Genomic DNA, 12583 nt, shown 5'->3' on the forward strand with positions numbered 1-12583 from the left:
AAGCCCACCTGCGCCGATGGTACTGCACACGGGAGTGTGTGGGAGAGTAGGTCACTGCCGACATTATATCTTCATAAAATATTGCTTCAAGGCCCCGAAAACCAGTAACTCTGGTTTTCGGGGCTTTGTTGCGTTTACAGGGGGTTTTGGGGGTTGCTAGTTTTCGTTGCGGGCCTGCCCCCGGGGAGGCGGTCGGTGGAGCACGTGGGGCTCTACCGGTGATCGCTATGGGGTTCACCGCCGGGGTGGTTGGGGCGGCCGATCCGCAAAAGACAATATTTCAGGCACGCCGGTGGCGTCGCTTGGCGCATGCTCGTCAACTCAGCCGCCGGCATGCGGCCCCAAGTGGGTGGCAGGTATGCGGCCTGTGCGACCGTGTTGTGGTCGTCGAAACCGCCACTGCGATAGCGCGTGCACTGGTACGCGCTCATCTCCAAGCAAGGCGCGCGCCTCGCTGTGAGCGCTCCGCGATCGCTCTCTTGAGTGTCGTGGCTTTCGCCCATGGCATTGCCATGCAGCTGTCTCAGATCGCTGTGTTTGGCTGTTCTACGGTGGCTGCTATCTGGAGGCCTCAAGGGGAGCTCCGACTCGCACGAGGGGCGCGACGCTCTTTCGCAGGCATCGGTTCGCCGGATGGTTGCACGGCCCCTATCACGTCGTCGCTGAGCACTTCTATCGACGAGCGCTCCCCGTGGGCCCAGCGCCTCAATCAATCACTGGGCTGTGAGCTCACGGCGTCATTATCCATACATCGAAGGAAACAATCATGAAGAAGATGACCCGCGCTACTGCTGTAGCAGGCGCACTCGCTCTCACGCTGGCGCTGTCCCCGGCTCTGCCGGCACACGCCGCTGAATCCGCCTCCAGTGGTGACCTGTACACCCAGCCCCTGGCGGGCTCCTCCGACTCCCTGGAGACCATCACCCACTACGGCGTGTGGGATTCGAAGAAGGACACCTGCGTAGCACCGCAGCCCGGTGACGCAGTCACCGCTGACGCACCGAAGCCGCCCTGCCCGACCGGTGATATCTCGTGGCTCACCTACGCGGGCGCGATGCTGCTGCGCCTTGTGGTGCTGCCCATCAACGCGCTGATCAACCCGGGCACGAACACCGCCTTCAGCAGCGCGCTGTCGAGCTAACCCCCAGCAACCCGTAGGCACTGTGGCTCGCCGGTGGCGTCGCTGTCGCTCACGTGGTGTCCGTGTGCTGCCGTGCGTTGCTTGTGTGGCCCCTTCACTCCCACGGCGGGGTGAAGGGGCCACAGCTGTGTGTGCTCGTGTCAGCGGGCCGCAGCCATGGGCATTGGCCCCCGTTGTGCGCGATGGCGGTGCGCGCCGGTGGGCAGAAGCTCCCCACAACCTTGGGCGTGAGGCTGTGTGCGCTGGGGGCCCCGTTGGTCTCCTGTTGGCGCGCCCAGGCTGGGGTGTGGCCGTGGTGTGGGGCGCGTGGGCCTCTGGGCGCACCCGGTCGCTTTGGCGCTGTGGGGGCTTGTTTGGCGCGTCTGTGGCGTGCGCTCCACGAGCCGGGCCCAACTGCACTCCCTGTGTGGCCTGACGCTGCGCTCTGGGGCGGTGTCGTCCGCACGTAGCGTGTCGCGGGTGTCGGGCCGTGTCTGCACGGTCGTTCAGGCATGCGAACGCCCCGGGCGGCACCTGTGGGTGCTACTCGGGGCGTCGTGGAGAGTGGGGGAGAAGAGAACGGGTGTGCCGTCTTCGCCTGCGGTGACTGGCATGGACGCGCGCGGGCGGAAGAAAAACAGCCTGCCTGCTTGAGCGACCCTGCCGGTGGCTGCCCGATGTGTGCGGGCGGCGGGGCTTGAGGTGCGCGCGGGGAGGAGGCTGTGGTGTTCTCGTCTGGGTTACTCGGCCTGGGCCTTGATGATGCCGTCCTCGATGGCGCGGATCAGAAGCTCTGCCTTGGAGCGGGCCGGGCGGTCGAGGGCCGCGTACTTGTGGCGGATGTGCGAGATGTGGCTGCGCACGGTGTCTTCAGCTACGCCGAGGATCTCAGCTGTCGCCGCTTTGGAGGGGTTCTCCAGCCAGGTGAGAAGAACTTCGCGTTCGCGGGGGGTCAGCTGCGGGCGCTGTTCGTCTTTTGGTTTTTGGAACGTGAGCGACATCTGTTTCTCCTGAGGGGGAGCGCATGCATGCGGCGGTACATAGATCTTCGGTCCGGTCGGCCCCTACAGCACAAACCGCACCCGGCGTACGAACCGAACGGCGGGGGGCGCACTGTGTGGGGGTGCGGACTGCGGTTCGGTTGTATGGGAGTGCGTTGTCGTAGGCGCGTGTGCCGGACAGCTTCGAGGTTTTGGCACTAAACCTTTCAGCTCTAGGCTAGTAGAGATTCGCGGGGTGTTAAAGCCCCCGGCGAAAAGTCGCTACCCCCGCGTGGCCCACCCGTTAGGGTGTCTGGCTACGGTGTCGGGGGTGTGGTGGGGCTGTTGTCAGATGAGTGCCCCCGGGCGCCAGTTGGGCGTTGTTTCCGCCTGTGCGGGTGACTCGCGCAGGCCCCGGATTGTTGCTGCACGTGTGCTGATGGGGTTGGTTTTTCTGCCCTGAGGGCCTGCGGTTCGGGCATCACTGGGGAGTGTGGCGCGCGCCCTCTGTCGCGGCTGGCCCCTGTGGTTTTCTCAGCATTTTTCGCATATATACTGCCGTTTCTTGTAATTTTCAATTGAGTCTCGTCGGCTCAATTCTTCCCTGTACATTGTTCGAGGGAGGTTTTTCTTGCGTGCGGCTCGCGCAAGGCGGCGGGTCCATCTTGGGCGCTGGGGGTGCCCTGCCGCCGGGGCGGGGGTGGTGGGCGATGTGGGGTGGTGTGTGTTTTGTTGACGCGTGCCAGGGTTGCCTTGGCTGGGCTGCGATGTGCTCATGTGTTGACCACCTCCCTACCCCGCACGGATTACGCCGTTTGTGAGGTATCTCTCATGAAGGGGGTGTGCTTTTTCTGGCTCACGCGCCGCGCTCGGGGTGTGTGCCCGGGAAATATGAAACGGCCCGGATACCCACCGGGGGATGGGTTGTCCGGGCCGTGACAGTATCGCGGGCTGCTAGAGCGGCAGCAGATTATTCGGGGTGGCCATGACCTCGTCGATGCGGTCGCGCATGCCTTCCAGGCGGGTCCACTCGGAATGGGGGATCGCCTTGGTGGCCTGGGTGACGATGGCCTTGTCGGGCGTTGCCCAGTCGACCGGCATCGGGGAGATCTGCGTGTAGTGGGTGTCGTGGCTGCGGGTGCGGCCCCGCATCGCCACGGACGGCACCCGGGTGCCCAGCTTCGGGGTGGCCCCGTTGATGCGGGTGACCGTGCGGCATGCGAGCGCCCACTGGGGTTCCGCATCCGGGTCCATGGTGGTGTTCACCAGTGCGAGCAGCACCCCGTCGCGGGGGGTAACTTTCGCGACGATCGCCGGCACGAGCGGGTTGGAGTTGTAGTTGTGCTCCGCATCGCCGACCGAGCGTCGGATCATCGGGATGACCGCGAGGCAGAACACCGCCCCGAGCCCGCAGAGCACGGCCAACATGGTGCCGGGCGTGCCGCTGGTGGTGTACGCCGCGCCCGCAGCACCGAGACTCAAGAGAATGGCCATGACGATGGCGGAGACCACGAGTCGTTTGGCGTCGCGGTAGAGCTCGTTGTGGGCGGCGTTGTAGCCGGCATCGACGGGGATGTGCATGGCGGGATCCTTACTTCTGTGTCGTGGTGACTCGCCCGGCGGGCGGGCAGAAGCGCTTAGTCGCGGTCGAGGTCGCCGGCGTCGACGATGCGGTAGGCGTAGCCCTGTTCGGCGAGGAAGCGCTGCCGGTGGGCGGCGTAGTCCGCATCCACACTATCCCGGGTGACCACCGAGTAGAAGTGGGCCTGCCCGCCGTCCCGCTTGGGCCGCAGCAGCCGGCCGAGCCGCTGGGCTTCCTCCTGCCGGGAGCCGAAGGTGCCGGAGATTTGGATCGCGACGGAAGCCTCCGGGAGATCGATGCTGAAGTTCGCGACCTTGGACACCACGAGGCAGGTGATCTCCCCGCGGCGGAATTGCTCGAATAGTGCCTCCCGCCGCGCCGTCGACGTGGACCCCTCGACCAGGGGTGCGTCGAGGCGGGCGGCGATGTCGTGCAGCTGCTCGATGTAGGCGCCGATGATGAGGGTGGGTTTGTCAGCATGGCGGGCGCAGAGTTTCTCGGCGACGGCGTATTTGGCCTCCGCGCAGGCCGCCAGCCGGTATTTCTCCCGGGCGGTAGCCTGCGCGTAGGCCATCCGCTCGTCGGCGGTCATGGTGCAGCGCACCTCCACACAGTCGGCGGTGGCGATGAACCCGTGGGCTTCGATGTCTTTCCAGGGCGCTTCGAAGCGTTTCGGCCCGATGAGGGTGAACACGTCGTCTTCGAGGTTGTCTTCCCGCACCAGGGTGGCAGTCAGCCCCAGCCGGCGGCGGGACTGCAGGTGGCTGGTCATGCGGAACACCGGGGCGGGCAGCAGGTGCACCTCGTCGTAGATGATGAGCCCCCAGTCGCGGGAATCAAACAGGCCCAGGTGGGCGTATTCGCCCTTCGTCTTGCGGGTAATGACCTGGTAGGTGGCGATGGTGATGGGGCGGATTTCTTTCTTCTCACCGGAGTATTCACCAACCTCGTCCGCGGTGAGGGTGGTACGCGCCAGCAGTTCGTCGCGCCACTGCCTGCCCGCCACCGTGTTGGTGACGAGGATGAGGGTGGTGGTTTGCGCCGCCGCCATCGCGGCCGCGCCGACGAGTGTTTTGCCCGCCCCGCAGGGCAGCACCACCACGCCGCTGCCGCCGGCGGTGAACGCGTCGGCCGCCTGCGCCTGGTAGTCGCGCAGTTCCCAGCCGTCCTGCACGAGGCTGATGGGGTGGGCTTCGCCGTCGACGTAGCCGGCGGTGTCCTCGGCGGGCCAGCCGGCGCGCAGCAGTTCCTGCTTGAGGCGGCCCCGCTCACTGGGGTGCACGGCGAGGGTGTGCTCGTCGATGCGGGCCCCCAGCATCGGCGCGATTCTTTTATTGCCGGCGATCTCGACGAGGATGGCGGGTTCTTCGCTGCTGAGCACCAGCCCGTGGGCGGGGTGCTTCGTCAACTGCACCCGGCCGTAGCGGCTCATCGTTTCCACCAGGTCGATGAGCAGGGACTGCGGGGCGGGGAAGCGGGAGTAGCGTTCCAGCATGTCGACGAGCTGTTCGGCGTCGAAGCCGGCGGCGCGCGCATTCCACAGCGCCAGGGGCGTCATGAGGTAGGTGTGCACGTGCTCCGGGGCGCGCTGCAGCTCCGCGAAGGGGGCGAGCGCGATCCGCGCCTCCTGCGCCAGCGGGTGGTCGACCTCCAGCAGGACCGTGCGGTCGGATTGAACAATCAGCGGCCCCGGGGTGGGTGCGGCTCCTTGTGTCACGTCGGCTGTTCTCCTCGACAAGGTGGGGGTGACGTCAAGCGTCCTATAAGACCCCACAAACTACACCACCACAGCCCACCCCGCAGCCTGCAGCCGCAGTACTGCCGGCCTTAGTCGCCGTCACCGGTGGGGCGTACGTGGGTGAGTCGGTGCACCGCGAAGCGGGTGACCTGGCCGGTGCTGGTCTGCACCGCGTCGAGGGTGCCGTGGTTGACGTGCAAAGGCTGGACGATGCTGTGCTGCGGCACGCCCTCCCGGGTGACGTACGACAGGGTGACGGTGCTGCGGCGCCGCGCCGCCGTGGCGAGCAGGTCCACAATGTCCTGGGGGCTTTGGGGCGCATCCTCCTCACTGGTGTCGGCGGCGCGCAGCGTGGCGATGATGTCGCGGACTTTCGCCGGGGAGGGCGTGCGGGGCACGTAGGCTGCGGGCAAAAACACGGAGGTGTCCTCCACGTAGGGGATGTGCACCGGGCCTGTCCGCCGCGGGGCCGCAGCCGCCTCGTCCCACGTGCTGGCTGCAGCGTGGCGGGAGCTGCTGCCGGCGGGCGCGGTGGTGCGCTCCACTCGGTGGGTGGTGCTGGTGATCTGGATGGTGTGGCCGAGATCGTTCTCCGCCGCCGGCTGGTAGCCGCCCTCCTGGAGCGCCTGGATGACTGCGGCCAAGGGTTTCCAGCTCACCGCCACGGTCGGCGCGATGAGCCGCAGGCCCGCCGCCCGGCCCGCAGGCGAGGCGACGGCTTCCGCGAGGAGTGCCTCGTCGTTGGTGCGGATGTAGCTGGAGGCCATGCCGGCCCGCAGTACTCCGTGGGTGCGGCCAATGTCGGCGATGAGGTACCGCATCGCCTGCGGTACTTCGCCTACGATGCTGCGCTCCAGGGTGGCGAGGATGGTCTCCGGGGTCTGCCCGGCGGACATCGCACGCTTGAGGCTGGTGTCGGTGATCCTCCAGGTGGTGGCCACCCCCGGGGACTCCAGCTCGGCGATGGTGCTGATGAACTCGTACACCGTGGGTTCCAGGGGGCCGGGGGCCAGCAGCGTCATATCTCCCTGGGGGATGAGCATCGTCGCCGCCGGCGGGAACAATTCCTGGGCGGCCGCGACGGCCTCGGCGGAGCCGAGCAGTTGCGGGGCCCCGAAGTCGGGGTGCTCGGGCAGCAGCTCGGCGATGGTGCGGCACAGGCTCACCGGCTGCCCGCCGGTGAGCAACCCGAGGAAGGTGGCATCGCTGAGGAAGTCCTCCACGGCCTCCCCGCGCGCCGGGTCCTGCCCGCCGCCTGTGAGCAGCGCCCGGCGGGGCCGGGCGTGGCGCAGCGCCAGACCCATGTCCTCATACCCGTGGCCTGCGGGGACTGTGGCCACGGCGGCGAGGAACTGCCGCTTGGTGTCGATGAACTCCTCCGCATGATCGGGGATGTCCCGCAGCCGCAACGCCGGCCCGTGCTCCGAGGCGACGTAGGCACTGGCCTGGTAGGGCGTCGACAGCCACGCCCCGACGAGGGTGAGCCACGCCTCCGCGAGCGACAGGGAGAGGAACTCCTCGGTGGCTTGCGGGGTGGGGGCCAGATAGTCCGGCACCTGCACCCGGGAGGCGGGAAGGTCCGCGCCCTCCGGGTGGGGTTCGGGCTCCCCCGCGGCGAGCATGCCGGCGGCCTCCAGGACGGCGACGAGCAGACCCAGCTGCGGCACCGTGATGCCGAGCTGCTTGGCCAGGGCGGCCGCCGGCCGCACCCCAATGACATCGCCCTTGAGCAGTCGCAGCGGGCTGCGGTCCAGGTGCCGCACCAGGTCCAGCGCCAGGCGGGTGGCCTCCGCGGCGGCGCCCGCGGCGCGGGCATCGGCCTCCGCCTGCGCGGCCAGCGGCACCGCCGGCAGCGGCGCCAAGGGGATGGGCGCCAGGCGCGGGTGCAGCGCCTGCCGGAACGCCGCCGGTACGAGCTCGACGGTGCGCACCCCATCACTGGTGAGGATGCCGGCGGCGATGAGCCGGGGGATCGGCAGCTCCGGGTCGGCGTCGGCGGCAGCATCCAGACTGGTGCCCACCCCGGGCCCCTCCGCGAGGCGAGTGACGACCCGCTGGCAGGTCTCCGGCAGTTCCTCGACGAGGGCGGCCGCCGCGGCGGCGGTGGCGGCGCAGCCGGGGTCGGGAAGCAGGTTCCACAGGCGCGGCAGCCGCGGCTGGGGTGTGGCCGTCATGAGGCCGCGGGGCCCCAGATCAAACACGAGGCCCTGCCCGGCGAGCTCCTCCACCGCCTCTGTGACCTCGTCCTCGGTGGGCAGGCGGTCGACGACCGGGTCCACCGGTCCCGTCGCGGCGCTGAAACGCTCCCTGATGAGCGCGTGCGCCTCCACCGCCGTCACGGGGGCGTGCGGGGTGCGCACGAGGAGGAGTTCTTCGAGCGCCGCCAACACGAGGAGTGCGGTGGCGCTGACGTTGTCGTAGGCGGCGCGCGGCACGTAGCCGACGGTGAGCCGGGTGGCCAACATCTCCAGGGAGGCGGGCCGGGGCCGCAGCACGTCCGCGCGTTGCGCCAACATCCGCGCGAGGTCGTGTTCATCCATGCTGCGCAGGTGTTCGGTGAGATATTCGGCCAGCTGCTCGTGGGAGAAATCAGTCATGATGAGCCACAGTGTAATGCCGCACCTGCCCCGCAGACCCGCGCGTGGCGAAGGTGTGCAGCAGTGCCCTTGAGGGCTGCCCGTGGTGGGGGCACCCGGGTGGGAAAGAAAGAGGTGACATGAACCGCGCGCGTCTGAAACAATGGGCACATGTCTAACGTTGAGAAGAAGTCCTATGTTGACCCGGGTTGGCCCTCTGAGGTTCCCGGTGGCGGCCACGCCGTCACCGAGCTGATCTCGAAGATTGCGGGCGGTTCCAGCCCCTACGGTGACGAGATGGTGTTCCCCGTCCCCGCCGAGAAGCTGGGGTACGTCCACCCCTACACTCGCGTCAACAAGTAACGCACTGCCTCCTCCCCGCGCACCCCGCGCGGGGAGGCTTCGGCATGCGTGACCCCGCGCGACCCCACGCACACCCCGCGTGTGCCGGCGCGCCGGGGCTTGTTCTCTACCACCGCGTCCTCGCGGTGGTTTTTTCATCCCCAGGGGGCATCTGCACACCTGCGTGTCTCAGGGGCGCCCCGCGCCTGTGCACCTGTGCACCTGTGCGCGTGTGTCGCCTCGAATAACGCCGACACCCCACCCGTGGCGCTGCTCGCGACGGGTGGGGTGTGGGGGTCTGTGGGCAGCGGCCCCGGGGGTGTGGGGCCGCTGGGGTGGGGGTTAGTGGCTGACGGCCTTTTCGACGCCGACGCCGGTGAGCGAGCGGACTTCCATCTCTGCGGCCTTCAGCGGCAGGTTGTCGGGCTTGCCGATGAGGGTGCCGATGATGCCCATGAGGAAGCCGGTGGGCACCGCGATGATGGAGGGGTTGGTCAGCGGGAACCAGGCGATGTCGATGCTGTCGCCGAGGAAGCTGGCGGGGGTGCCGGAGACGGCGGGGGAGAAGATGATGAGCACCACGGAAGTGATGAGGCCGCCGTAGATGGAGAACAGTGCGCCCGTGGTGTTGAAGCGCTTCCAGTACAGGGAGTACAGGATGGTCGGCAGGTTGGCGGCGGCGGCGATGCCGAACGCCAGGGCGACGAGGAAGGCGATGTTCTGGCCGATGGCGCCGATGCCGAGGACGATGGCGAGCACGCCGATGACGACGACGGTGATGCGGGAGACCCGCACCTGCTCCTCTTCGGTGGCCTCACCGTTACGGATGATGCTGTTGTAGATGTCGTGGGCGACGGAGGCGGAGGCGGTGATCGCCAGGCCTGCGACGACGGCGAGGATGGTGGCGAACGCGATGGCGGAGATGACGGACATGAACAGCGGGGTGCCGACGACGCTGGACAGCAGCAGCACGGCGGAGTTCACGCCACCGGGGGCGGCCTTGATGGTTTCGGGGCCGACGAGGGCGGCGGCACCGTAGCCCATGATGACGGTGAGGAGGAAGAACAGGGCGACGATCGCGATGGTCCACGTCACGGAGCGGCGGGCTTCCTTCGCGGTGGGCACCGTGTAGAAGCGCATGAGCACGTGCGGCAGGCCGGAGGTGCCGAAGACGAGGGCGATGCCGAGGGAGACGAAGTCGAGCTTGGTCAGGGTGGTCGCGCCGTACTTGAGGCCGGGGCCGAGGACGTCGGCGCCGTCGACGCCGTTGCGGAAGTCCTGGGCGGACTGCAGCAGCTCGTTGAAGCCGCCCTTGATGGTCCAGAAGGTCAGCACGGTGATGATGATGGAGCCGCCGACGAGGAGCACGGCCTTGATCATCTGCACGTAGGTGGTGCCCTTCATGCCGCCGACGAGGACGTAGACGATCATGAGCACGCCGACGATGGCGACGACGCCGGCCTGGGCGGTGCCGCCGGAAATCCCGAGCAGCAGGGCGACCAAGCCGCCCGCGCCCGCCATCTGCGCGATGAGGTAGAACAGCGAGATGCACAGCGTCGACAGGGCGGCCGCCATGCGGACGGGCTTCTGCTTGAGTCGGAAGCTGAGCACGTCGGCCATGGTGAACTTGCCGGTGTTACGCAGCGGTTCGGCGACGAGGACGAGGGCGACGAGGAGGGCGATGAGGAAGCCGACGGAGTAGAGGAAGCCGTCGTAGCCGTAGACGGCGATCGCGCCCGTCACGCCGAGGAATGCGGCGGCGGACAGGTAGTCGCCGGAGATCGCCAGGCCGTTTTGCCACCCGGAGAACGAGGCGCCGCCGGTGTAGAAGTCGGAGCCTTTTTGGCTGGTTTTGCGGGTCGCTTTGACCACCACGGTCATGGTGCCGACGATGAACAGCACGAAGACGGCAATGTTGACCCAGGGGTTACCGGTTTCGATGGTGGATTCCTGCGCGAGCAGGCTGGTCACTGCGGGGGTGTACATGTCCTAGTCCTCCAGGTGTTCCATGCGGTTGCGGATCGCGGCGGTCGCCGGGTCGAGGGTGTTGTCCGCGAAGCGGACGTACGCCCAGGTGATGATGCCGGCGGTGGCGAACTGGGCGAGGCCCAGGACCATGCCCAGGTTGATGGCCCCGTAGACGGGGCGGGAGACGAAGTCGACCGCGAAGGTGGCGGTGACGATGTAGAAGATGTACCAGGCCAGGAAGGCGACGGTGACGGGGAAAGCGAAGCCGCGGAAGGTGCGGCGCAGCTGCTGGAACTCCTGCGTCTCGCTCGTGGCGAGGAACTCCTCCGGGGTTGGCACGTGGGGAGTGGGGGCGGGACTAGTCATGGTGACCTTCCTCTGGTTGACATAGGGGGTAAGGGGTTCGTCGCAGGCGGCCCACGCACCTCGTTTCACAAGAGAAGGTCGAAGAGAAAACGAAAGCGTCTGTGGTGCGTGTGGTGCCACCACCGCCGTGTGAGCGGTGCGCGTCACCTCGCGTCCTGCGATGTGAGTCATTACATATGAAAACTTTGCGAATGTCCCAGCTTTCGCCGAAAAATTTCCGTTGTCTGACCAGTGAAGTTTTGCAAAGCGTGCGAGTGTGGCGGAGATTCGCAACCTTGCGAAGATGACAAAGCTGCAGCCCACATGGGGCGGGCATGCAAAAACCGCCCCACCCAAGAAGGGTGGAGCGGTCGAAGTGGGGGTAACCCCTTTCGGGGGTAGCCTTAGCGGCCGAGGAGGCCGTCGATGGTGCCGCGGTTCGCAGCGTAGAAAGCATTGAACTCGTCGCGGTGAGCGGTGTAGTGGTCGACGATGAACTGCGGCATGACGAGGTTGCGGGCAGCGAACTCCTTCTTCAGGGCGTTGAAGAGCTCGTCGACGGCGGTGAGGTTCTCAGAGGAGGTGGTGGCGGCCGGGGCCGGAGCCTCCTGCTGTGCCGGTGCCGGGGTGGAGCTCACGACCGGTGCGGAGCTGGCGGCGGGCGCGGTGCGCTGCGTCGGAGCGGAGTTCAGGCCCAGGCGGCGGGAGCAGGCCGGCCATGCGCCCCAGCCCTGGCCAGCCAGAACCTTCTCAGCGATGACGATCTGCTGCTCACGAGTGGCCTGGTGGGCATAGGGGGCGAACTGGGCACCGCCGAAGGCGCGCCAGGTGCTCGGGGAGAACTGCAGGCCGCCGTGGAAGCCGTTGCCGGTGTTGATGGACCAGTTGCCGCCGGCCTCACACTGGGCGAGACGATCCCAGTCGGAATCCGGTGCCGCGGAGGCGGTCGGGGCGAACAGGGTTGCAGATGCGCCCATGGCGAGGGTGCCGGCGGCGATCTTTGCCAGAGTGTTGTGGCGGGGTGCGGCGTGACGTGCCATATGGAGGGGGTCCTTCTCGAGTGTGTTCGGGCCGCCTGGGCGGCACAGAGACGTCAGAAATGAATGTCGGCCATATCTGGCCTGCTGCTCACCCACAGTAGCGCCCAGCTGTGGCAGTGTCACGCTGAGGGCGCGAAAAAGTAACAGTTTTATAACGGTTGCACAGTTCGTGCAGGTCACGCCCATAAAATTCGGCCACAATTCCTCTCGTGATCTCACTCACACACCTGGCGTGGCGCCGCATCTGCTTGTCAGACCTTCCCCCTGAACGGGGGCGTAGCCGTTTCGATGCCCCGATCCCGGCTGTGTATACTTCACCCCTTATGCGCGCGGGCCAGCCCGCCCGCGCCCACCCCAGACACACCCCGCCTGCGCGCCGTGCGCGCCGGCACACGAGACAGAAAGGACACCGTCCGGGATGCCCATTGGAAAAGTGAAATGGTACGACGCCGACCGGGGCTTCGGCTTCGTCGCCAACCCGGGGGCCGAGGACGCCTTCGTCGGCAAGGCCGTCCTGCCCGACGGTGTGGACGAGCTCTACCCCGGCCAGCGCATCGAGTTCGATGTGGCCGACGGCCGCCGCGGCCCCCAGGCCCTGCGCGTCGTGGTGCTCGACGAGGCACCCCGCCGGCGCTCGATGTCGAAGTACACCTCTGAGCAGCTGTCCTCGATGATCTCCGACCTGGTCACCATGCTGGAGACCACCATCCAGCCGGACCTGCAGAAAGGCCACCGCGTCGACCGGAAGACCGGCCGCCAGGTCGCCGAGATCCTGCGCGCCGTCGCCAAGGAACTCGACGCCTAACCCCTGCCAGCACCGCAGCGATCCCGTGCCAACCCGCGCCTGCGCGGGCGCTGACAGACGACGACCCCGCACCGGATGAACCTCACC

Annotated in this window: 10 protein-coding genes; 3 read left to right on the forward strand and 7 right to left on the reverse strand. The window is 67.5% G+C overall.

The features are described from left to right. Positions 1–766 precede the first annotated feature (766 nt). Entirely contained in the window at positions 767–1141 is a 375-nt protein-coding gene (locus C1Y63_RS08265) for a hypothetical protein (RefSeq protein WP_106015991.1), read from the forward strand. A gap of 719 nt (positions 1142–1860) precedes the next feature. Here the strand turns inward: C1Y63_RS08265 and C1Y63_RS08270 are convergent. From C1Y63_RS08270 to C1Y63_RS08285, 4 genes are all read right to left on the reverse strand, one after another. Next, the gene (locus C1Y63_RS08270) at positions 1861–2121 is read right to left on the reverse strand and encodes a response regulator transcription factor (protein ID WP_106015992.1); all 261 of its coding nucleotides are present in this window, start codon (positions 2119–2121) and stop codon (positions 1861–1863) included. Between the two features lie 933 nt (positions 2122–3054). Further along, a complete protein-coding gene (locus tag C1Y63_RS08275; RefSeq protein ID WP_106015993.1) occupies positions 3055–3681 on the reverse strand; it encodes a DUF3239 domain-containing protein in 627 nt (208 codons plus the stop codon). Between the two features lie 56 nt (positions 3682–3737). Continuing rightward, positions 3738–5399, reverse strand: a complete 1662-nt coding sequence (locus C1Y63_RS08280) for a DNA repair helicase XPB (protein WP_106015994.1) — start codon at positions 5397–5399, stop codon at positions 3738–3740. 110 nt (positions 5400–5509) lie between these two features. Further along, positions 5510–8017, reverse strand: a complete 2508-nt coding sequence (locus tag C1Y63_RS08285; RefSeq protein ID WP_106015995.1) for a helicase-associated domain-containing protein — start codon at positions 8015–8017, stop codon at positions 5510–5512. Positions 8018–8167: 150 nt separating this feature from the next. Between C1Y63_RS08285 and C1Y63_RS08290 the strand changes: the two genes are divergently transcribed. Further along, on the forward strand, positions 8168–8359 hold the full coding sequence (locus C1Y63_RS08290; RefSeq protein ID WP_106015996.1) for a hypothetical protein: 192 nt from the start codon (positions 8168–8170) through the stop codon (positions 8357–8359). Positions 8360–8680: 321 nt separating this feature from the next. Here C1Y63_RS08290 and C1Y63_RS08295 read toward each other — a convergent pair whose 3' ends face one another. The 3 genes from C1Y63_RS08295 to C1Y63_RS08305 all read right to left on the reverse strand — a co-directional run bounded on the left by C1Y63_RS08295 (position 8681) and on the right by C1Y63_RS08305 (position 11691). Continuing rightward, positions 8681–10324 carry a cation acetate symporter gene (locus tag C1Y63_RS08295; protein WP_106015997.1) on the reverse strand — a complete coding sequence of 548 codons (1644 nt, stop codon included), beginning with the start codon at positions 10322–10324 and terminating at the stop codon, positions 8681–8683. Positions 10325–10327: 3 nt separating this feature from the next. Further along, positions 10328–10672 carry a DUF485 domain-containing protein gene (locus C1Y63_RS08300; protein ID WP_106015998.1) on the reverse strand — a complete coding sequence of 115 codons (345 nt, stop codon included), beginning with the start codon at positions 10670–10672 and terminating at the stop codon, positions 10328–10330. Positions 10673–11055: 383 nt separating this feature from the next. Continuing rightward, positions 11056–11691, reverse strand: a complete 636-nt coding sequence (locus tag C1Y63_RS08305) for a resuscitation-promoting factor Rpf1 domain-containing protein (RefSeq protein ID WP_106015999.1) — start codon at positions 11689–11691, stop codon at positions 11056–11058. A gap of 418 nt (positions 11692–12109) precedes the next feature. Here C1Y63_RS08305 and C1Y63_RS08310 point away from each other — a divergent pair, with 418 nt between their 5' ends. Next, on the forward strand, positions 12110–12496 hold the full coding sequence (locus C1Y63_RS08310; RefSeq protein ID WP_106016000.1) for a cold-shock protein: 387 nt from the start codon (positions 12110–12112) through the stop codon (positions 12494–12496). Positions 12497–12583 lie beyond the last annotated feature (87 nt).

The sequence above is a fragment of the Corynebacterium sp. 13CS0277 genome (genome assembly GCF_002994655.1).
GTDB lineage: Bacteria > Actinomycetota > Actinomycetes > Mycobacteriales > Mycobacteriaceae > Corynebacterium.